17 protein-coding genes are annotated in these 20,593 nt (G+C 69.5%); 8 read left to right on the top strand and 9 right to left on the bottom strand.

Annotated elements, in window-relative coordinates; translation table 11 throughout:
- Positions 1–220: 220 nt before the first annotated feature.
- Positions 221–1,126 (bottom strand): phosphotransferase family protein, encoded by a 906-nt coding sequence (locus ACYVIO_RS23845; RefSeq protein WP_460653078.1) that lies wholly within the window; start codon positions 1,124–1,126, stop codon positions 221–223.
- Positions 1,127–1,160: 34 nt separating this feature from the next.
- A complete protein-coding gene (locus ACYVIO_RS23840; protein ID WP_460653077.1) occupies positions 1,161–2,054 on the bottom strand; it encodes an SGNH/GDSL hydrolase family protein in 894 nt (297 codons plus the stop codon).
- A 124-nt stretch (positions 2,055–2,178) separates the two neighbouring features.
- Between ACYVIO_RS23840 and ACYVIO_RS23835 the strand changes: the two genes are divergently transcribed.
- The 3 genes from ACYVIO_RS23835 to ACYVIO_RS23825 are packed head-to-tail and all read left to right on the top strand — an operon-like array spanning position 2,179 to position 4,139.
- Positions 2,179–2,739 (top strand): TetR/AcrR family transcriptional regulator, encoded by a 561-nt coding sequence (locus ACYVIO_RS23835; RefSeq protein WP_460653076.1) that lies wholly within the window; start codon positions 2,179–2,181, stop codon positions 2,737–2,739.
- Positions 2,736–3,290, top strand: coding sequence for an SRPBCC family protein (locus ACYVIO_RS23830; protein ID WP_460653075.1), 555 nt, complete (start codon positions 2,736–2,738; stop codon positions 3,288–3,290). Before ACYVIO_RS23835 ends, ACYVIO_RS23830 begins: the two co-directional genes overlap by 4 nt.
- Positions 3,291–3,347: 57 nt before the next feature.
- Positions 3,348–4,139 (top strand): class I SAM-dependent methyltransferase, encoded by a 792-nt coding sequence (locus tag ACYVIO_RS23825; RefSeq protein ID WP_460653074.1) that lies wholly within the window; start codon positions 3,348–3,350, stop codon positions 4,137–4,139.
- Between the two features lie 39 nt (positions 4,140–4,178).
- Here the strand turns inward: ACYVIO_RS23825 and ACYVIO_RS23820 are convergent, their stop codons facing one another.
- Complete coding sequence (locus ACYVIO_RS23820) at positions 4,179–5,240, bottom strand: PorA family protein (protein WP_460653073.1); 1,062 nt, start codon at positions 5,238–5,240, stop codon at positions 4,179–4,181.
- Positions 5,241–5,360: 120 nt separating this feature from the next.
- Here ACYVIO_RS23820 and ACYVIO_RS23815 point away from each other — a divergent pair, with 120 nt between their 5' ends.
- Both ACYVIO_RS23815 and ACYVIO_RS23810 read left to right on the top strand, forming a co-directional pair.
- A complete protein-coding gene (locus ACYVIO_RS23815) occupies positions 5,361–7,205 on the top strand; it encodes a hypothetical protein (RefSeq protein WP_460653072.1) in 1,845 nt (614 codons plus the stop codon).
- A gap of 37 nt (positions 7,206–7,242) precedes the next feature.
- Positions 7,243–8,466 (top strand): acyltransferase family protein, encoded by a 1,224-nt coding sequence (locus tag ACYVIO_RS23810; RefSeq protein ID WP_460653071.1) that lies wholly within the window; start codon positions 7,243–7,245, stop codon positions 8,464–8,466.
- Here the strand turns inward: ACYVIO_RS23810 and ACYVIO_RS23805 are convergent.
- Entirely contained in the window at positions 8,355–12,452 is a 4,098-nt protein-coding gene (locus ACYVIO_RS23805) for an alpha-(1->3)-arabinofuranosyltransferase (protein WP_460653070.1), read from the bottom strand. The genes ACYVIO_RS23810 and ACYVIO_RS23805 overlap by 112 nt on opposite strands.
- Positions 12,449–13,207 (bottom strand): class I SAM-dependent methyltransferase, encoded by a 759-nt coding sequence (locus ACYVIO_RS23800; RefSeq protein ID WP_460653069.1) that lies wholly within the window; start codon positions 13,205–13,207, stop codon positions 12,449–12,451. Before ACYVIO_RS23800 ends, ACYVIO_RS23805 begins: the two co-directional genes overlap by 4 nt.
- Before the next feature lie 107 nt (positions 13,208–13,314).
- On the opposite strand from ACYVIO_RS23800, the gene ACYVIO_RS23795 reads away from it, so the two are divergent.
- Positions 13,315–14,439: a glycosyltransferase family 4 protein gene (locus tag ACYVIO_RS23795; RefSeq protein WP_460653068.1), complete on the top strand. Its 1,125-nt coding sequence runs from the start codon at positions 13,315–13,317 to the stop codon at positions 14,437–14,439.
- Here the strand turns inward: ACYVIO_RS23795 and ACYVIO_RS23790 are convergent.
- Together ACYVIO_RS23790 and ACYVIO_RS23785 are read right to left on the bottom strand one after the other, a co-directional pair.
- Entirely contained in the window at positions 14,424–14,591 is a 168-nt protein-coding gene (locus ACYVIO_RS23790) for a DUF2613 family protein (RefSeq protein WP_363675403.1), read from the bottom strand. The genes ACYVIO_RS23795 and ACYVIO_RS23790 overlap by 16 nt on opposite strands.
- 220 nt (positions 14,592–14,811) lie before the next feature.
- Entirely contained in the window at positions 14,812–16,503 is a 1,692-nt protein-coding gene (locus ACYVIO_RS23785) for a hypothetical protein (RefSeq protein ID WP_460653067.1), read from the bottom strand.
- 69 nt (positions 16,504–16,572) lie between these two features.
- On the opposite strand from ACYVIO_RS23785, the gene ACYVIO_RS23780 reads away from it, so the two are divergent.
- Positions 16,573–17,847 (top strand): MATE family efflux transporter, encoded by a 1,275-nt coding sequence (locus tag ACYVIO_RS23780; RefSeq protein WP_460653066.1) that lies wholly within the window; start codon positions 16,573–16,575, stop codon positions 17,845–17,847.
- Between the two features lie 40 nt (positions 17,848–17,887).
- Positions 17,888–18,742 carry a glycosyltransferase family 2 protein gene (locus tag ACYVIO_RS23775; RefSeq protein WP_460653065.1) on the top strand — a complete coding sequence of 285 codons (855 nt, stop codon included), beginning with the start codon at positions 17,888–17,890 and terminating at the stop codon, positions 18,740–18,742.
- Here ACYVIO_RS23775 and ACYVIO_RS23770 read toward each other — a convergent pair.
- Positions 18,668–19,648 (bottom strand): ABC transporter permease, encoded by a 981-nt coding sequence (locus ACYVIO_RS23770; protein WP_460653064.1) that lies wholly within the window; start codon positions 19,646–19,648, stop codon positions 18,668–18,670. The genes ACYVIO_RS23775 and ACYVIO_RS23770 overlap by 75 nt on opposite strands.
- 4 nt (positions 19,649–19,652) lie before the next feature.
- Positions 19,653–20,591 (bottom strand): carbohydrate ABC transporter permease, encoded by a 939-nt coding sequence (locus ACYVIO_RS23765; protein ID WP_460653063.1) that lies wholly within the window; start codon positions 20,589–20,591, stop codon positions 19,653–19,655.
- Positions 20,592–20,593: the final 2 nt, after the last annotated feature.

Here is a 20,593-nt window from a genome sequence, read left to right as displayed (position 1 = left end):
TCGTACGGCTGCGCACGGGCCGTTGGATCGCACCAAACCGCTGGAAAGCTCTGAGAGGACAGATTCACCACCGACTGCTGCGAGCACGAGCCTGCTCCGTCCGAGGTCGCGCGGGCCCATAGCGCATCTCACAGAATACGTGTACCGGCTGGGGCAGCACAACCCGGGGCACCCGGTCACGCCCGGCCGCCCGCCGAGGTCACCCGACGTCCTGCTGATCTCAATGTACGACGTCCGGATCCGGACGGCCTGCCGACAGGTCTCCCGTGTCGGCCATCCGCGTGATCAGCTCGTGCGCCGCGGTCGCGACCGGATTCTGTCCCGACCGCGCGGCGAGGTCGATCAGCGCCCACAGATCGACCGCCCGGCCCCGGTCGACCAATCGGTCCCCCAGATCCGGACCGGTTTCCCGTACGACGCGCAGCACCGCCCGCTCGAGCACGGGATCGCCGCCGAACCGCAGCAGGTTCCCCAGATCGCCGTACGGCGAACCGCTGTAGGCGAACTCCCAGTCGATCAGCCCGGTGATCGTCGCCGTCGCCGGGTCGACCAGCAGGTTCTTCGGATTGAAGTCGCTGTGCACCAGGCAGAACCGAGTGACTCCGCTGTCGGTCAGGTCCCCGGCCTCGGCGACGACGTCCCGCAGGCTCTCCACCTGGTCACGCGAAAGCCCGAGCGCCTCGACATGGCTATCCAGCCACTCGTCGAGCCCGCCGCCCCCGAACGACTCGATCGCCAACCCGCTCCCGACGAACTCCCCGAAATCCAGGAACGGCATCCCGCTCAGCCGGACCAGCAACTCCCCCAACTGCTCGCCGACCCGCTCCCGCTGCCGATCATCGGCGTCGACCAGGAAGGTCTCGAGATTCGTCCCCGGCAACCGCTCGGTCAGCACGTACGTCGGATTGCCGTCGACCTGATCCACCTGCGCGTCCAGCACCCGCGGCACCGGCAGCAGCCCGCGGACCAGCCGCAGCAACGCCGCGTCCACCGCCGCCCGGCCCGGCCGTTTCGCGTACAGCTTGAGCACGGCGTCTTCGCCGGCCGCGCTGACCGCGAACGTCTCCCCGCCGTACCCACCGGTCAGCGGTACGGCGCTGGCAGCGATCGCCTCGAATCCATCCACGGCGACGATCCTGCCAGCACCGACCGACAAGCTGTCAGACCTTCGCAGGAGTACCGAGCGCCGCCAGGACCGTCGGTACGGCGTTGCGCAGGCCGGCCGCGTTCGGGTGCAGCGGCACGAGACCGTTCGTCGTCAGGCTCGGGATCAGTCCCTCGATCCACCGCGTCCCGGCGCTCTTGCACATGTCGTGCCCGACGCTCGGCGCCGCGAGGTCGACGTACGTCGCGCCGTGCGCGTTCGCCTGCTCAGCCATCCTGACGTTCAGCCGGGTCAGCGCCGCCTGCAGGTAGTCCGCGTCCGTGCCCCACACCGGGACGACCGGCCAGCAGCCACCCTTCTTGATCCCGGTCGGGTAGCCGACCATCAGGATCTTCGCGTGCGGAGCCCGCGCCCGGATCTGCTCGATCACAGTCCCGTACGTCGGCGCGAACGCGTCGATCTTCTGCGCGAGCCGGTCCACGCCGCCCGCCGTGTTGGTCGCCTTGCAGGACGTGCCGATCGGCTGCGGCAGCAGGTTGACGCACGAGACCGCGAGCCCGACCAGGCCGATGTCGTTGCCGCCGATCCCGACCGAGACGACCGTGGTGTCCTCGCTCAGCGCGTCGTACTGCGGAGCCGCCGTGCCCGCGATGATGCCCGGCTGCGGGTTCGCGAAGTGTGCCGTCGTCGCGGCGCCGCAGGTGACGTCGCGGAACTTCGCGGGCTTGATCTGCTGGGCGACCAGCGAGGCGTAGTTGACCGCCGAACGCGCGCAGGTCAGCACCTCCTTGGCCGGCAGCACCAGCGAACCGGCGGCGAACGAGTCGCCCATCGCCACGTAGACCACAGGTGGTGCCGCGGCCGCCGGCGTGGTCACCGAACCGGCGACCACCAGACCCGCCGCGGCAACGGCGGCGACCACTCGGACCCGTACTGATCTCATCTGCATCGCGCTGCCCTTCGACGTTAAGTGACCGGCCAGTAACAGTTCGCAACAGCATGAGCAACTCTCACCTTCGAGGCAAGACCTGGAGTCGTTCGACTTCATTTCGATACTGCGGTAGCGTAACTCCATGGCCCGCCCCAGGAACCCCGCGATCGACGGCAAGGTGCTCGCTGCCGCAGCCGAAGAACTACGGCGCGGTGGGTACGACGGCCTGTCGATCGACCGCGTCGCCGAGCGGGCCGGCGTCGCCAAGACCACGCTGTACCGGCGCTGGGCGTCCAAGGCCGAGCTCGTCGTCGCGCTGATCACCACGCTGCGCGAGGACGTCCCGTTCGAACCGAGCGATGATCCCCGCCGCGACCTGACCGAGCTGGTCACCGCGATCGCCGCCAATCTCGCGGCCACTCCCCCGAGCTTGATCGCCGACCTGGCCGCCGCGGCCGCCCGCGATCCGCGCGTGGGCGAAGCCGTCCGCGCGCTCTGGGCCGGCCGCCACCAAGCAGTCACCGCCGTCGTCGCCAAGGCGCAGGAGGCCGGGCTCGTGCTCGACCACGTCGCGCCCGCCGTACTGGTCGATCAGTTGGCCGGCCCGCTCTACTACCGGCTCCTCGTCACCGGCGAGCCACTCACCCCCGAGTACGCCCGGACGCTCATCACCAGCGTCCTAGGACCTGAGGAGTCCCGATGACCACTGCCACCGCCACCACTCCCGTACGCCGGCGCCCCGCCCGCCGCCGCCTGCTGCTCGCTCTCGGCGCCCTGCTGATCCTGCTGATCGGCTACTCCGTCTTCGCGATCGCCCGCCCGACGGTCCTGCACACCGAGCTCGAGATCGACGCGACCCCCGACCAGGTCTGGAAGGCACTCGCCGACCGCGAGCACTACCCCGACTGGAACCCGTTCATCGTCTCGTCCACCGGCGAGCTGAAGGTCGGCGCGACGATCACCAACGTCCTGCGCGACACCAAGGGCAGCGAGACGGCCTTCACGCCCGAACTGCTCGCCGTCGAGCCCGGCCGCGAGCTGCGCTGGATCGGCAAGATCGGCTTCGGCGGCGTCTTCGACGGCGAGCACGCCTTCCGCATCGAGCCCCTCCCGAACGGCCGCAGCAAGCTGATCCAGGAGGAGACCTTCCGCGGCGTCGCCGTCCCGTTCACCACCGGCATGCTGCGCGACACCATCGAGCCCCAGTTCCACGCCATGAACCAGGCGATCGCGGACCAGGCAACCAAGCCCTAGAGACACGACCTGGTCCGGCCGACGCCCTGGACAATCCCCCGGGGATAAGGTGACGGCGTGGTCGAGCCGCAACGTATCGAGCTGACCGAGGCGGAGACCTCGAAGGCCAGCAGAACCTACTGGGACTCGGCGGCGACCGAGTACCTCGAGGAGCACGGCGCCTTTCTCGGCGACGACCGCTTCGTCTGGTGTCCCGAAGGTGTCGACGAGGCCGACGCCCAACTCCTCGGCAGCGTTCGCGGCAAGCGTGTCCTCGAGATCGGTTGCGGTGCCGCGCAGTGCGCCCGCTGGCTGACCAAGCAGGGCGCGCAGGCCGTTGCCTTCGACATCTCTTTCGAGCAGCTCGAGGTCGGCAAGGCGCTCGACCGCAAGACCGGTACGACGGTGCGCACGGTCGCCGCCGACGCGACCGCGATCCCGTTCGCCGACAACACCTTCGACATCGCCTGCTCGGCCTTCGGCGCGTTGCCGTTCGTGGCGGACGCCGAGGCCGCGCTGCGCGAGATCGCCCGCACCCTCAAACCCCAAGGCCTGCTGGTGTTCTCGGTCACCCACCCGATCCGCTGGAGCATGCCGGACGACCCGACGCCCGCCGGTCTGCGGATCACCCAGTCGTACTTCGACCGCACGCCGTACGTCGAGGTCGACGAGCACGGCGTCGCGATCTACGCCGAGCACCACCGGACCACCGGCGACTGGATCCGCGCGCTCACCGGCGCCGGCTTCGTCGTCGACGACCTGCTCGAGCCGGAGTGGCCGGCCGGTCACGACCAGGTCTGGGGCGGCTGGGGACCAGAGCGCGGCCGCCTGATCCCAGGCACCGCGATCTGGTCCGCCCACAAAGCCTGAGGCCGCCGCGCCCCGGATCCCGAGGCGCGTCGCTCAGCACTAGGCCGCGCGGCGACCCTTCGGTCGCAGCGCCAGGGCCCCGGCCAGCGCGAGCAGCAGCAGACCCAGGATCAGCGACAGCAACGGCACCCAGAAGCCGATCAGGTGCAGCTGCGACGCCTTCTCGGCGTACCCGCCCTCGGACTTCCCGTCGACCTTCGCACCCTCGACGTTCTTCTTCACCGTCGCGTCGTCGTAGGCGATGGTGGCGTCGGTCGCGGTGATCTTGACCTCGCCGTTGTAGTCGATCGTGGCGAGCTGCTTCTCCTCACCCTTGATGATCGCGCCGGTGACCGGCTCGATCCACAGCGTCCGGGTGTTCTGGTAGCTGCGGTCGACGAGGACCGACGGCTGCCCCTTCTCGCCGATCAGCGTGCCCGGCACCTTCAGCTTGTCGGTCTGCGGCACCTCGGACTTCGGGATCTCCTGGACGAACTTGTAGACCTTCAGCCCGAGCAACTCGGTCTCGCCCTTGAACTCGATCGGGAACGCCTTGCGCAGCGTGCTGTCCCAGAACTTGTACGTCTTCTTCTCGGTCCCGAACGGGAACTTCAGCACCAGCCCCTCGTGGCCGGCGAAGATCTTGTCCCCCGGCCGCTTGCGGTCCCCGGCCTTCAGCGTCGTGGTGATGTACTCGCCGCTGTTGTCCTTGGCCCGGTCGGGGTCCCAGCGGATCGCCTCGCCGGTGTGCGCGTCCAGCACCACCCGCTCCTGCACGAAGCTCAGCGGCGCCTTGTCGTCGCGCTTGGCGTCGTCCTCGCTCGGGAACGCGTACGCCGGGTCGTCGTCGGTGACCACGGCGGTGTCGAAGACGACCACGTCGCGCTTCAGCGCCTTGCCGATCTTCTCGGCCGCGACCACGTCACCGCGCACGGTCCGGTTCGACGTCAGCGGCAGCTCGGTCTCCTTCTGCGTCGCGACCACGAACACCGTGCCGTCGTCCCTCGTCGTCGACGTGGTGTGCGCGACCTGGTCCGGCGGCGCCACCGCCAGCGTCGGATAGGCGTAGAACCTGGCCATCACGGCCACCCCGACGAAGAAGATCCCCAGTGCCAGCAGCACGATTCGACTGCGATTCCCCACAACAACCCCTCCCGGTCTGTCCGCGGGACGCTACCAGCGAGTAGCGTCATTGAACAGAGTCAATCGCGGTCGTCCTGAACTGACATATAGTCCGGCTCCATGAGGGGGATCTGGGGCACACTCGCGCGCCGCCGCACCGCGCCCGAAGCAGCCGTACGGCGGGCGTTGGCGAGCCGCCGTTCCGCGCCCGAGCCGACCGTTCTGCGAGCGCTCGTCATCGGCGTCGCGGTCGTCCAGTCGGTGGTGCTCGGCCTGCTCGCGCGCCGCGGCTACTGGCTGAGCGACGACATCGAGTTCCTGGTCCAGGGCGGCAAAGGCTTCGCGCCACGCGAGCTGCTGACCCCTTTGAACGATCACATCGCGCCGGGCCTGCGCTTCGTCTACGCGACCTTCGCCGAGCTCGCCCCGCTGAACTGGGACTTCACCGTCGTCTGCCGGGTTCTCCTGCAGGCGTTGGCGATCACGCTCCTCGGCCGGCTGCTGCTGCGACTGCTCGGGGCGAGCTGGTGGGTCCTCGCGGGCACGGTCGCGTACGCACTGACGTCCCTCAGCATGCCGTCGTTCATGTCGCTGTCGAGCGGCGTCAACAACCTCCCGGCCCACGTCTTCGGTCTGCTCCTGCTGCACGCGACCGTCGACTGGTCCGTCGGTCACCGTCGCCGAGCCGTTGCCTACGGCCCCCTTTCGCTGCTGATCTCCCTGGCCTGCTGGGAGAAGTCGGGCCTCGTCCTCGCCACCGCGCTCGCCCTGTCCCTTTACCTGCGCGAGACGCCACTGAGGCCCTGGCTGCGCCGTACCTGGCCGTACGCCGCCGCGCTCACCGTCCCGATCATTGCCTTCGGCATCTTGTACGCCGCCAACGGCAATCCGTCGGCAGGCCACCTACCGAGCTTCGGCACCCTGGTCGAGCTGGCCGGCAAGTCGATCGCCGTACCGCTCGGCGCACTCGCCGGCGGCCCCTGGCACTGGAGCCCGATCGCCGGCGCCTTCGGCCTCGCCGACGCTCCGGCCGTCGTCGTGGTGCTCGGCGGGATCGTCGCGATCGGCCTGCTGGTGACCGCCTGGCGCCGGGACCGCCGGGTGCTGCTGCTGTGGGCATCGGTCGGCATCTACACCCTGGTCACGCTGACCCTGGTCTCCTACGGGCGCTTCGCGCTCTTCGGTGCCTCCTTCACCGTGCACTACCACTACTGGTCGGACCTCGCGATCCCGCTCACGCTCGCCGTCGTCCTCACCGCCCGGTCGATCCACTTCCCGCCGCTGATCGCCGCCGGCGCGATGATCGCGTGGGTCGCGTCCGCGGTCGTCTCACTGGCGAGCTTCGCGCAGTACTGGGACGACAACCCGTCCCGCCCGTACTTCGCGACGCTGCGCGCCGAGCTGGACAACGCCGGTCCGTCGGTGAACCTCTGGGACACCCGCCTGCCGAACTCGCTGTCGATCGCGCTGTCGGCCGATCCACGGGTCTCCCCCGTGCTCCGGACCGCCGGGATCCCCTTCCAGCTGCAGGTCTCGGGCAGCGAGCCGCGGATGGTCGACGACACCGGCCGGATCCGTCCGGCGCACCTCAGCGCGTGGGCGACCGACGTCATCCCGCCCAAGAGGAAGGGCCAGATCTGCTCGGTCTTCCTCCAGGGCGCGAGCACGACGACGCTGCCGCTGAAGGCGACCACCGCCGACCACCCGACGGCCAACTGGTTCGTCAAGATCGGCTACCTGAGCAAAATTGAGCACACCGTCGCGGTCGAGTTGATCGGAACCGACGGCCGCTCCGTCGCCGTACCAGCGCCGGCACCCGCGGCGTGGCCCGCCGGAGTGGCGAGCAGCTACCTCGGTCCGACCCCCGTGACCGACCTGGCCGCGATCCGGTTGCGGACCACCGACCCGAAGAGCAATCTCTGCATCGGCAGCGTCGAGGTCGGCCTGCCGCAGGTGAGCGAATGACCCAGGTCCAGACACAGAAACAGACGCAGGTGAGTGCATGAGACGGACGCGGTTCCCCGCCCTGGACGGTCTGCGGGCCTTCGGTGCCCTCGCCGTGCTGACCACGCACGTCGGCTTCCACAGCGGCGACGCGCTGAACGGACCCTTCGCCGGCCTGCTGGCACGGCTCGACGTCGGAGTGGCGATCTTCTTCGCCATCTCCGGCTTCCTGCTCTACCGCCCGTACGTCGTCGCCTGGTTCGGCGAGACCGAGCCGCCGCTGACGCTGCCGTACCTGCGCAACCGGGCGCTGCGGATCCTGCCCGCGTTGTGGGTGGCCGTCGTGCTCGCGGCCCTCCTGGTCCCCCGGCAGGACGGCATCACCTGGACGACGTACCTGCGGCACGCGTCGTTGAGCCAGATCTACGTCGACTCTCCCGCTGCCGACGGGCTGACCCAGATGTGGAGCCTGGCGACGGAGGGCGCGTTCTACCTGCTGCTGCCGTTCCTGGCCCGCCTGCTGATCAGCTACGAGCGTCCGACCCGCAAGGCCGTACGTCGCCGGCTCGCGGTGCTGACCTGTTTCACGCTGCTCGGCCCGATCTGGATGGCCGCCGTCAACGCGACCGACCAACCGATGGCCGGCCTCTGGCTGCCCGGGTACCTCGGCTGGTTCGCGGTCGGCATGGGCTTCGCGCTCTGGCAGGTCGCCCGCAGCAGCGGGCGGCTCGGGCCGTCCGCACTGGACACGCTGTCCACGATCCCCGGCACGATCTGGGCGGTCGCGGCCGTCCTGCTGGTGATCGCGTCCGGCCCGATCGCCGGCCCGTACAACCTGACGTCGTCGAGCGCCGCACAGGCGTTCGTGAAGAGCCTGCTCTACACCGCGATCGCCGCCTGCGTGGTGTTCCCGGCGATCACGCCGTCGCGGCGGACCGCTGCGATGCTCGGCGGACGGATCGGGCACGTCGCCGGAGACATCTCGTTCGGCGTGTTCTGCTACCACCTGATCGTGCTGAGCCTGGTCGAGCAGATCTTCGGCATCAAGCCGTTCGAGGGGCACTTCGCCTTGCTGTTCTGGCCGACGCTGGTCGTGTCGGCCGGCGTGGCCGGCGCTAGCTACTACCTGATGGAACGGCCGATCATGCGACTCGGTCGGCGGGACCGCTCCTACGACGTCTCGCCGGTCGGCCTCGACAGCGCGGCCAACGCGATGGCGAGCAGTACGGATCCCTGGACGACTCCGGAGGTCAGTCCGGCGTCTCCGTCCGGCCAGGGCTGAGCTGCGGCGATCGCCGTACCGAGCAGGACCGCTACGACGACCGCACCGATCAGCGCAATCCTGCGACCGTCCAGGAACCAGGCCAGCGCTGCAGCGACGACTGTGACGGCCAGACCGATCCAGCCGGCCATGAAGACGCCTGCCACGACCAGCAGGACCGAGGCCGGCCAGGCACCGACTCGCTGGGCTTCACGCAGCCGGTGACCGGAGTGCCTCGACCGGCGACGCGAGAAGATCGCCAACCCGGCAACGAGGATCAGGGCGACCAGTCCGACCAGCAGACCGGCCCGGTAGTCGCGGTCGGGGGTGAAGCGCGCGGTGACCTGCTGCTCGGGTCCTGCCGGTAGCAACCAGCCCTGCTGCCAGCCGCCGACCCGGATCGGTACCAGCTTGCGGCCGGTGCCGTCGTACGCCTGCCAGCCTGTGCTGAAGTTCTGCGCGACGGTCAGCACCGAGTCCTCGGTGGCCAGCGGAGCCTCCAGCGTCAGCTCGGAGGGACTGGGCCGCCAGACGTTGACGCCCTGCGCTGCCACGTTCTCCGGCTTCGCCGTGTCGGTCTTGGTCAGCGCCAGCTCGACCGGCGCGAAGTCCTTGCTGGCAACGACATCCAGCGTATGGCGACCGGCCTGCAGCGGCACCGACGGCTGCTGGCACAGCGAGTACTTCACCGGCCGGCGCTGCAGCACGTCCAGCATCGTCGCGGTCACCTTGGTCGCCGCGGGCACGCCGTCGACCTGGACCCTCGGGCCGAACCCGCACACCGCGCCGGTGGCCGCCTTGGGGTTGATCGCCTTGCGCAGGTCGTTGGCGCCGAGGATGCGCAGCTCGGCCACCCCGACCGGCAGGCGGCGGGACAGACCGGTCGCGGAGTCGACGTCGATCACGTCCTGCGTCGCGGTGAAGGCCAACTCGATGGTGCGGACGTACTTGAACCGATCGGGGAACGTCACGAACCCCTCCGGAGTCACCGGCAGGGTCGTCGCCGTACCGCCGTCGAAGCGGACCTCCACCTCGCTCGGCCGGGCCGCGGCCAGGTACGGGTCGCTGAGGAACTGCAGGCCTTGCAGCTTGCGGGCTCCCGGCAACTTCAAGGTCAGCGTCGGGTGCTCGTCCTCCGGCGCTGCCACCCAGCCGGTACCGAGGTCCTGGTCCACCACCGCACCGGGCCGGCCCTCAGGCGCAGTCACTGCTCGCGAGGAGGCCGAGGCGGTGATCGCGCCCGGCACCTCCAGCAGCCGCTCCAGCGAGGCACCGTCCCGCGGCAACGCCGTCCCTTGCAGCTTGTACGACGCAGCCTCGGGCAGGTCGACGCTGCGGTAGAGACCGGTCGCCTCCTCCGAGTCCTTCGCGACGCCCTGCCGGCACAGCGGGCGGACGCCGACGTGCAGGCAAGCGGAGCGGCCGGGCTGCTCGTTGCGGAAGACCAGCGCGTCCGGCTGCTTCGTCAGTCCGCCCGGCACCTCGAGCCGGCTGACCGGTGTCAGTCCGGGCAGTATGACCTCGGCGATCGCGACACCGTTCGGGTTCTTGCCGTCGGTCACGCCAACACTCAGCCGCAGCCGCTGGGTGAACCCCTCCGGGGCCGGAACGGGCTGCGGCCTGTCGGTGCCTTCGACCACCGTCGTCAGCGAACCCGCGTCCGTGTCGACCTTCAGCGTGCGCACCGGATCGGTCGTCGGCGCCTGCAGCGAGAACTGGATCTGCAGGTCGGACACCTTGCGTGGCGAGGTGAAGTCCAGCTCCAGCCACTCGCCGCTGCTCTTGCCGAACGTGCCGGAGATCCACCGGGTCGACGGATCACCGTCGACGGCCGCGAACGGCCCGTTGCCCGGTCCGGTCCGCAGCGTCGCGTCGGCATCAGCTGCCGACGAAGAGGCGCGTACGTCGGCCACTCCCTCGGCCCACACCCGGGTCGTCGCAGGCGAGGGCGGGTCGAGCAGGTAGTCGAGCGTGCGGCGGCCCATCCGGCCCGGGTCGTTCGCGGTCATCACCGGCGAGTAGTTGTCGGCCGGACGCCCGACGGACACCTCACGCCGTTGCAGGCCGTCGGTCTGGACCAGCGGCAGGTCGAGCTTGTTGGTGTCGGTGCTGAGCACGGCCTCACGGTTGCCACCCAGTGCGGTCAGCACCGACGGCACGTCCTCGGGGCCGCCGCGCACAGCGACCAGCTGGGACTGCGGGACCAGCCGGGCCGGGCTGACGTCGCCACCGACGTCGTAGATCTCCACGCTGGGGTACGGCAGCCGGGTCCGCTCGTCCAGGGTCAACGACGGCGACTCGATCGAGCTGCCGGTCGCTGGGCCGAAGTACGCCGCCCGCGCGATGCCCGCCTCGGCCAGGCTCTCGTGTACGGCGACCGTCGGGCTCACCTGCGCGTCGTACCGGAGGTCGTTGCGGACGACGACGTACCGGACTCCGGCGCGGGCCAGTGCCTGCTGCAGGGTCCGGTCGCCGACACCGGAACCGAGTCGGCGTTCCACCTCGTCCAGCCAGCGCGTCGTACCGGCAGATCCGAGTGGTACGGCGTCCCGGACCGCCATCGGCCGCTTCAGCAACGCCTGGAACGGCTCGTCCTTCGTAGAGCCCCAGGTGAAGTCGGCGAACGACGCAGCCGGTACGACGAGCACGCTGCCGCTGGTCTGCTGGCTGTCGAGCCAGGAGGCTGCTTCCCGCCAGTGCGCGGGGATCGCCTCGTAGCTCTCGTCTCTGGGCAGCTGCGCGAAGATGGCCGGAGTCGCCACGGACAGGACCAAGCAGGCGGCGAGTGCCGGCACCAGGCGACGCTGTACGCCGCGAGCGGTCGCCCAGCTGGCCAGCCGCGTCAGTGCATGAGCTGCCGCGAGTGCCAGCGGCAGCCGCACGACCAGCTCGAACTTGTGGGTGTTCCGCAGCGCTGCAAGCGGTCCGTCGAGCAGGTCCTGCACCTGGCCGGACAGGGGTGAGCTGTGATGGCCCAGCGTCAGCAGGAACAGGCCGACGACGACCGAGAGCTGCAGGAAGCCTCTGTTCTTCAGCGAGCCCATTGCCAGACCTGCCAGGCCCAGCAGCGCGACAGCGGCGGTTGCCATGATCAGCGCCGACTGGGTGACGAACAGCCAACCCGCCGGCCAACTCGGCCCGCCACCGGTAGCCAGGAAGTTCAGCCACTGCGAGGTCCCGCGGAACGACTCGAAGATGCTCGCGGTGTTGGTCGTCGTCGCCGCGTTCTCGATCCAGTCCAGGAACGGCGGGCTGTACTGGCCCAGCAGCAGCAACGGCACCAGCCACCAGAACGACACCGCGACAATGCAGCCGAACCAGCCGGCCACCATCTTCAGCGTCGACCGGTCCAGCCGACGGGTCAGCAGCCACAACGCGGGCAGCACCAGCGTCGCGCCGGTCGCGACCGCGTTCACTCCCCCGACCAGTCCGAACGCCACGGCCGACCAACCGACCCGCCACCAGCCGGAGCGGGCTCGTGGTGTCACCAGCGGCAGCAGCACCCACGGCGCCATCGCGAGCGGCCAGACCTCGATCGAAGTGATCGCCACCTCGCCGAGCATCCGTGGGCTCAGCGCGTAGAGCAGTGCGACGGTGAAGCGAGCCCAGGGTGCGCCGTACCCGAGGGCCCCGGCGAGCTTCCAGACGCCGAGGAACGCCGTACAGAGAATGAGCGCCCACCACGCGCGCTGGATGGCCCAGCCAGGAACGTTCACCAGGTCCAGCAGCCAGTGGAACGGTCCCATCGGCAGCAGGTAGCCGTACGCCTGGTTCTGCAACTGGCCGAACGCGCCCTGCGGATCCCATAGGTGGAGTGCCCGAGCCAGGAAGGCGCCGGGGTCCGCGGTGAGGTCCAGCTTGGTGTCCGGCACGATCTTGCCCGGCGCCTGGTGGAAGGCGAGCGCGATCAGCAGCAGGCAGCCCAGGACGAGACGTGCTCGCCAGACCACCTGGTCCGGGCTGCCCGCTCTCAGCCGCTTGAGTGGTCCTCGCAACAAGCTGCTCATAGGCGCCGGAGCACCAGGACGAGGTTCCAGGTCACGACCTCACGCACACCAGGCACAGCCAGTACGCCGTACGCCCAGCGCGGGTGGTACCTCGGCACGGTCGCCACCAGCTCGGCGTCCGCGCACTGCCGGGCCCAGCGGAGCCCACCGGCCACGGTGATCGGGAAGAGGGACTCACCGAACCGGTTCTTCGGCGGGTGCCCGTTCTGCTTCTCGTACCGGCGTGCTGCCCGGTCCCCACCGAGGTAGTGCCAGGGGGCCGTCTCGTGGCCACCGTGCGGACCCCACCAGCCGGTGTAGGACAGGAAGACCGTGCCACCGGGCTTGGTGACCCGGACCATCTCGTCCGCCATCAGCCACGGGTCCGGCACGTGCTCCAGCACGTTGGAGGAGAAGCAGATGTCGACCTGCTGGTCCCCGACCGGCAGAGCCATCCCGCTGCCGAGCACTGTGCCCGGTGAGGGCTCGCCGCGGCCGCTGAGCTCACCCAGGTCCGAGTCGATCGCGTAGTAGCGAGCACCGGCGGACCGGAACGCGTCGGCGAAGTAGCCGGGCCCGCCACCCACGTCGAGCATCCGCGCCCCGCGCAGATCGGCGTACGCCGAGAGCTGGCCGACCGAGTCCGCGGCGAGGGTTCCGTAGAAGGTGTCCGGGTCGCTCTGCTCGACGCCGAAGGCCCGGAACAACCGCAGCGCGCGGCGAACGTCCGGGGCCCACCTCACGGTGGATTCGGACTCCGAGATCGATGCGCGCACAGGCGGGACGATAACCGATCTCGCGACCTCTGGCGGACATCGTTACTGCCTGGTAACCTCGCGCCCCATTACCCGGGGGTAAGTTCGTCGAGGGTGGGGGTTGTGGAGTGCGTGCTCAGAGCGTGCTTTTGCTGAACTGGCGGGACACCACGAATCCGGAGGGTGGTGGCTCCGAACGCTACGTGGAGGAAGTCGCGAGAGGCCTTGCAGCACTGGGCTGGCGGGTCACCGTGCTGTGCGCGGCCTACCCGGGCAGTCCGCGCGAGGCCAGGCGGTACGACGTCCGGTACGTCTACCGGGGCAGCAAGGTCACCGTGTACCTCCGGGGGCTGCTGCACACGGTGCTGCGCGGACCGGACCGCGTGGTGGACGTGCAGAACGGCTTGCCATTCTTTACCCGCCTCGTACGTCGTACCGGGGTGGTCGTACTGGTCCACCACGTCCACGAGGAACAGTGGCAGGTGGTGTACCCCGGTTGGCGTGGCCGCTTCGGGTGGTGGCTCGAGTCGCGGGTCGCCCCGCGGCTCTACCGGGACTGCCGGTACGTCACGGTCTCGTCGGCCTCGCGGGACGAACTGGTTGCCCTGGGCGTCGACCAGCAGCGGGTCGACGTTGTGCACAACGGCACCGACCCGGCGCCGGCGCGACAGATCGAGCAGTCCGGCGTACCGACAGTGGTGTGCGTCGGCAGGATCGTTCCGCACAAGCAGGTTGAGCACGCGGTCGATGCGATCGCCGCGGCTCGTGCGGTCCTGCCCGACGCGCGGCTGGTCGTGGTGGGGTCCGGCTGGTGGGAGGAGTCGCTGCGCGAGTACGTCGCTTCGCTGGGGCTGCAGGACGCGGTGGAGTTCCGGGGCCACGTGAGCGAGGACGACAAGCACGCGGCGTACGACGAAGCGTGGGTGCAGGCGCTGCCGAGCCTGAAGGAAGGCTGGGGGCTGGTGGTCGGCGAGGCGGCGGGCCACGGCGTACCGACTGTTGCCTATCGCAGTGCGGGCGGCCCGACCGAGTCGGTGCAGGACGGAGTGTCAGGGGTGCTGGTGGACGACCCCGCCGAGTTCAGCGCGACGATCACCGCGCTGCTGCTGGACGAGAGCCGGCGGCGGGCCCTGGCGGCCGGTGCGTTGGCCAGTGCGGGCAACTACACCTGGACGGCCACGGCGACCGCGTTCGACCGGGTACTGACCGGCCGGCCGGCTCTCGAGCAGCAGAGGTCCTACTTGTTCCCGTAGGCGACGATCGGCACGTCGGCCTGGCCCTGAGCTGCCTCCGGGCCGGGCTTGGCCGGGTCTTCCTGCACGGACTGCACGACCCCGATGACCGCCGCCGACGCGATCCCCGCCCCCGCGAGCACCGCGATGACAGCACCGATCAAAGCTCCCATGAAACGTGTCCCCTCCTCGAAGTAAACCGAAGAGTAACAACGAGCCGCCCCGGCGGCTAGGGGCTAGTGAGAGCTGTCGCTTGAGCGATAGCGGTGGTCAGGTGCGTGCATCGCGGTGCTTGGTCAGTGGCCTCGATGCGGAGCATCGTGGGCGCTGGGCAAGTGCCGCGAGGTGCGTGCCTGGGCGCCGATAGCGCCAAGCGACAGCTCTCACTAGCCCCTACAGCTTGGATCGGACGCGTTGGACGACCGGTGCCGCGCTCAGCAGAGCCACTGCCAGTACGGCGCCCGCGGCGATCCAGGCGACGGCGATCAGGATGACCCGCCAGGCCGGGAGGTGCTGCTCCGCGGGTGTTCCGTCGAGGCGGTACACGCTGACCGTCGGACCGGTGAACTCCTCGGTCAGCCGCGGGATCAGCTGACGCGGCTGCGGCCCACCGGCCTCACGGTCCACGACGATCCAGCCGATCCCCTGCCGCAGCAGCTCCGGCGACGGATCAGCACCGGTCCGTACGGCGGTGCGCAGCGCGTTCGCAACGGCCGCGGCGCGCGGGTCCTCACCGGCCAGCCGGTTGCCGCCGACGATCAGCTCGTCCGGGACCACGGCGCCCTTGTCGAAGTAGCGCGGCATCGGGTCGAGCACCGGGCGGCGGGCGTTCCAGCTCGGCGCTCGGTAGGTCTCGAACGGCCAAGGCATCAGGTCACCGGTCTGCGAGTCCGCGCCGAGTACCAGCCGCGCCTGCTCCCAGTCGGCCGGGTACTGCGAGGTGTGGAAGCCTCCGCCGACCAGCTGCGGCAGCGCGGCCAGCGGCATGATGGCCGCGGTCGCACCGACCAGCCAGGTCAGCGGTGCGACCCGCAGCAAGGCTGCGATCGCAGCACCGAAGCCGATCGCCTCCAGCAGCACCAGTGGCCCCAGATACCGCTGGCCGTCCCGGAACAGCCCTGCGCCCGGGACATGAGCCACCACCCAGGAGAACGGCTCAGCCGCGACGACCCCGGCCATCGCGATCACCAGTACGACGCCCGCCGCCACGACCAGGCTGGCCGCCAGCCTTTCCAGTCGACACCACAGAACAACGCCCACGCACGCGATCAGGAGCATGACGAAAGCCACCACAAGCGGCACCAGGTCACCCCGCCGCGAGGGGACGACGTTGGAGTTCCACACCCCGCCGAGCGTGAGCAGCGTCGGCAGCACTCCCCCGAAGCCCTCGTCGCGCGCAGCGAAGGCCGGCACCGACGCAGGGTCAGTGGTGGCGGCCGACGTACGAGCCAAGCCTGCGACGATCCACGGCAGGTTGAGCAGGACAGCTCCGACGAGCGGGCCGGGTCTGCTGCCGCGCGGCCAGAGCAGGATGAGTCCGGCGACGAGTAGACCAACGATGCCGCCGGAGGCCGTCAGCGCGCAGAGTGCGGAGGCCAGCAGGAAGCCGACCCACCCCTCACCCCGGCGGAGGCGCAGAGCTGACCGGACCAGCCACGGCAGGGCGGCGTACCCGAGCAGTAGAGCCCAGGCACCCAGGCGGAAGCGTTCGGCGACGAACGGGTTCCAGACGTACAACGTCGCGGCTGCTGCTCCGGCAAGTGGTCCACCGAGTCGCAGCTCGCGCCAGAGCGCTGTCAGGCCGAGGCCGGCGAGCAGCGGCACGGCGACGAGGACCAGTTTGTTGAGCACCTGGCCGCCGCCCAACTCGTCGAGCAGCGCGACCACGACGTCGGAAGGAACCGCGCGCGGTAAGGCAGTTGTGACACCGAAGAGGTCACGCCGTAGCGTGAGGTCCGGCACGAACACCAGGTCGTAGCCGACCACGTACCCCGGAGCGAGCAGCGGAGCGGTGATCAGCACAGTGAGCAGCACCGGCCAGGCCCACGGCATCAGCCGGGCCACCCGGTTGCTTCCCCCCTCCACGACCGCCTCCTCGCAGTACTGTTCCAGCGCGACCTACAACCGACCCACCACCAGCAGAACAGAAGCCGGATGACCTCAGAGACGACTCCCGACCAGCAGCCGGCCGCACCGAAGCTGGCGTTCCTCCGCAGCGCCACGGTGGTCGCCGTCGGTATGGCCATCATGAACGTGGCCGCCTACGGTTTTACCTTGATCGCGGTCCACCGGCTGATTCCGGAGCAGTTCGGCGCCGTGACGGCCCTGCTCGGGCTGCTGCTGATCGGCAACGTCGCGTCCCTGGGACTGCAGGCGTCCGGCGCCCGCCGGATCGCCACCCACACGGGTCCGGGCGAGGCCGCGCTGGCCGACAGCATGCTGAAGGCCGGCCGCCGGGCCGCGGTAGGGCTGACCGCCGTCTGTCTGGTGGCGACGCCGCTGATCATGTGGCTGCTTCATATCGACTCGATCATCGCGGCTGTGATGGTCGCACCGACACTGGGTTTTCTGACGGTCATGGGTTCGCAGCTGGGCGTGCTCCAGGGCGGCCACAACTGGACCGAGCTGGCGGCCGTCTACACGTCGACCGGAGTGGGCCGGTTGGTGTTCGGCGGCGGCGCGCTGTTCATCCACCCGAGCGTGGCGTCGGCGATGATCGGCCTGGCGCTCGGCGCCGCCGTACCGGCTCTGCTCGGGACGTTCCTGCTGCGTGGGTCGAACGGCGGGAGCATCGAGCAGGTCAAGGAGGTGCTGCGCGAGACCGTGCACGGCACCCACACGCTGCTCGCGTTCTTCGTCATCGCGAACGCCGACGTGCTGCTGGCCCGCGGCCTGCTCGACTCCAAGGACAGCGGGTACTACGCGGCCGGCGTGATCGTGGCGAAGGCGTGCCTGTTCCTGCCGCAGTTCGTGATCGTGATCGTGTTCCCGTCGCTGGCCACGAGTCCGGGTGACACCCTGCGGCTGCGCCGCGCGATCCAGGCCGTCGCCGCGCTCGGCGTCTGCACGGTGCTCGGCGCGCTCGTGCTGCCCGACCTCGTGGTGAAGATCGTCGGCGGTCCGGACTACGCGCCGGTCGGCCCGATCGCTTGGCTGTTCGCGCTGGCCGGTTCGTCGTACGCCGTGCTGCAGCTGGTCGTGTACGCCGCGATCGCGCAGCAGGAGAAGCGCGCCGCGCTGCTGATCTGGATCGGCCTGGCCAGCCTCGCGGTCGCCACGCTGATCATCCTCGGCGCCGACATCGCCACCGGCATGACCGGCGTCAAGGTCCTCGTCGCCATGACCAGCACCTGCGCCATCGCCCTGTCGGTCGCCCTCGCCCTGGGCCTGCGTCGCCAGAGCAACGTCACCGAGGACGCGACCGCGTAATTCAGCCGCGCGATCCGCATCCGGCAGCTAGCCTCGCCGGATGCGGATCTGCGTCCTCACGGTCAACCACGGCACCACGCCGTACGCCGAACTGCTGCTCGCGTCGCTGCTGCATCGTCACCCTGACCGTGAGCACCTCGACGTCGTCGTCCTCGACAACGACTCGTCCGGGCTCTACCGGCTCGCGCGCTTCACCGAGGCCGAGGTCGAGGTCGTGCAGACCGGGTACACGACCGCCCACACGCTCACCACGCACGGCGAGATCCTGCGCGACGCCGTCCTGGCCCGGCCGGACTACGACGCCTACCTGTTCGTCGACTGCGACGTCTGTTTCGTTGCCGACGGCACCATCGATGCACTGGCCTTGGAACTCACCGCCGACGCCGACGCGTTCGCCGTACAGGCTCGTTGGCTGACCCACGACGGCGGCGAACTGCCCGCGTCCGGTGAGGACTTCCACCCGACGTCGTACATCCGTGAGTCCGTACGCCGCTCACCGGACGACGCTTGGTCCGACCCCATCGAGTACTCGGTCACGCTCCAGCTCACCGATCGGGTGCATCCCTTCTGCTGCTTGATCCGCAACGACGACGCGTTCCGCCGTACGGTCGAGCACGTCGGCCTCTCCCCCGCTGCCGTGCAGGCCGAGCGCGGCGGCAAGTGGTGGGACACGCTCGGCCTGTTGACGCAGGTGATGAAGACGCACGGCCGGCACTGGACGCTGTCGGAGCAAGGCGTCATCCACTTCGGCAACGTCAGCTGGAGCTCCGACTGGGCGGCCGAGAAGGCGGCCGCCCGCGACCGGCTGCTGGCTACCTACTCACCACAGGCTGGACTTGGCGAAGCGGCGGGCCAGGGTGTTGGCGACGACGAGCAGCACCAGGCCGACGAGTGAGCGGAACAACCCGATCGCGGCCGCGTAGCTGAACTGCGGGATCTGGGAGACGAAGCCCAGCTTGTACACGTAGGTGTCGATCACCTCCGAGGTCTGCAGGTTCAACGGGTTCTGCAGCAGCAGGACCTTCTCGAAACCGACCGACATGATCGCGCCGATGTTGAGGATCAGCAGGATCACCGCGACCGGACGGATCGCCGGCAGGTCGACGTGCCAGACCCTGCGCAGCCGAGACGCGCCGTCGACGATCGCGGCCTCGTGCTGCTCGGGCGAGACCGCCGTCAGCGCGGCCAGGTAGATGATCGCCGAGAAGCCCATCGTCTGCCACGCCGCCGACCACACGTACAGGTGACGGAACCAGTCCGGGTTGCTCAGCACCTCGACCGGCCCGACGCCGAACAGCCCGAGGAACTGGTTCAGCACGCCGGTGTTCGGGTCGACCAGTACGACGATCAGCCCGACCACCACGACGGTGGAGATGAAGTGCGGCGCGTACGTGATCATCTGCACCGACCGCCGGTACCAGCGGCGCCGCGCCAGATTGAGGCCGAGGGCAAGGATGATCGGGAGCGGGAACGTGACCAGCAGCTCGTACCCGTGCAGGATCAGCGTGTTCTTGATCAGCCGCCAGAACTGGTACGACTCGGCGAACCGCTCGAAGTGCTTGAGCCCGACCCAGCGGCTGCCGATGATCCCGTCGATGACGTTGTAGTCCTTGAACGCGATGATCGCGCCGTACATCGGCCAGTACGCGAAGATCGCCAGCCAGATCAGCGGTACGGCGAGCATCAGGTACAGCTGCCAGTTCTTCTTCATCCGCGCGCCGAGGGTTTGCGAATGCTTGCGGGGCTTCTGCGTCGGCGTCGTGCTCGCGACCTGTGGCCGCTCGATGGTTTCGGTGGCCATGGCGTTATCCCTTCAGCGAGCCGACCATGGCCCCCTTGACGAAGTGCTTCTGCACAAAGGGGTAGACCAGCAGGGGTGGGATGGTGGCGATCACGATCAGCGAGAACTTCAGCTGCTCCTGCAGCTCCTTCATCCGCAGCAGCTCGGCGACGTCCCGGACCTGGGACGGGTCGACGTTGCTCTGGACAAGGATCTGCCTCAGCACCAGCTGCAGCGGGAACAGGTGCTCGCTGGTCAGGTAGATCAGCGCGTTGAACCAGGAGTTCCACTGCGCGACGGCGTAGAAGAGCAGGTTGACCGCGATGATCGGCTTGCTCAACGGCAGCACGACCCGCCAGAAGAAGCCGATGTCGCTGCAGCCGTCGACCCGCGCCGACTCGTGCAGCTCCTCGGGAATCGTGGTCTGGAAGTAGGTCCGGGTGATGATCACGTTCCAGACCGCCATCGCGGTCGGCAGGATCATCGCCCAGCGGGTGTCCAGCAGGCCGGTCCGGTCGACCACCAGGTAGTTCGGGATCAGCCCGCCGTTGAACATCATCGTGAACAGGAACAGCCCGAGGATCAGCCCCTTGCCCGGCAGGTCCTTCCTGGACAGCGGGTACGCCGCCAGCAGCGTCAGCGCGGTCGCCAGCAGCGCGCCGCCGATCGCGTAGACCACCGAGTTGCCGAAGCCGCGGACGATCCCGTCGTAGTCGAAGATCGACCGGAACGACTCCAGGCTGAGCCCGACCGGCCACAGCCAGACCTCGCCGGACTGGACGTTCTTCGGTTCGCTGAACGCGGCGCTCAGCACGTAGACCAACGGGTAGAGGACCGCGAGCGAGAACAGCCCGAGCGCGGTGTAGTTGCAGATCAGCACGATCCGGTCGCCGCGGGTCTCCTTGACCGCCGCGGGCAGGTAGTCGTCGGACTCGCGTTCCGGTGCGGCTTGCGTCGTCGTCATCG

The organism is Kribbella endophytica (assembly GCF_054781295.1).
The sequence above is the reverse complement of the archived record's forward strand: the minus strand, read 5'-3'. Positions and strand labels throughout refer to the sequence as shown.

Bases quoted from the DNA above. Each gene is read 5' to 3' on its own strand.
- ACYVIO_RS23835 (WP_460653076.1), top strand. From the start codon at position 2,179: ATGGCCCGCCCCAGGAACCCCGCGATCGACGGCAAGGTGCTCGCTGCC.
- ACYVIO_RS23810 (WP_460653071.1), top strand. From the start codon at position 7,243: ATGAGACGGACGCGGTTCCCCGCCCTGGACGGTCTGCGGGCCTTCGGT.
- ACYVIO_RS23765 (WP_460653063.1), bottom strand. From the start codon at position 20,591: ATGACGACGACGCAAGCCGCACCGGAACGCGAGTCCGACGACTACCTG.
- ACYVIO_RS23775 (WP_460653065.1), top strand. From the start codon at position 17,888: ATGCGGATCTGCGTCCTCACGGTCAACCACGGCACCACGCCGTACGCC.
- ACYVIO_RS23780 (WP_460653066.1), top strand. From the start codon at position 16,573: ATGACCTCAGAGACGACTCCCGACCAGCAGCCGGCCGCACCGAAGCTG.
- ACYVIO_RS23830 (WP_460653075.1), top strand. From the start codon at position 2,736: ATGACCACTGCCACCGCCACCACTCCCGTACGCCGGCGCCCCGCCCGC.
- ACYVIO_RS23840 (WP_460653077.1), bottom strand. From the start codon at position 2,054: ATGCAGATGAGATCAGTACGGGTCCGAGTGGTCGCCGCCGTTGCCGCG.
- ACYVIO_RS23805 (WP_460653070.1), bottom strand. From the start codon at position 12,452: ATGAGCAGCTTGTTGCGAGGACCACTCAAGCGGCTGAGAGCGGGCAGC.
- ACYVIO_RS23770 (WP_460653064.1), bottom strand. From the start codon at position 19,648: ATGGCCACCGAAACCATCGAGCGGCCACAGGTCGCGAGCACGACGCCG.
- ACYVIO_RS23815 (WP_460653072.1), top strand. From the start codon at position 5,361: ATGAGGGGGATCTGGGGCACACTCGCGCGCCGCCGCACCGCGCCCGAA.
- ACYVIO_RS23790 (WP_363675403.1), bottom strand. From the start codon at position 14,591: ATGGGAGCTTTGATCGGTGCTGTCATCGCGGTGCTCGCGGGGGCGGGG.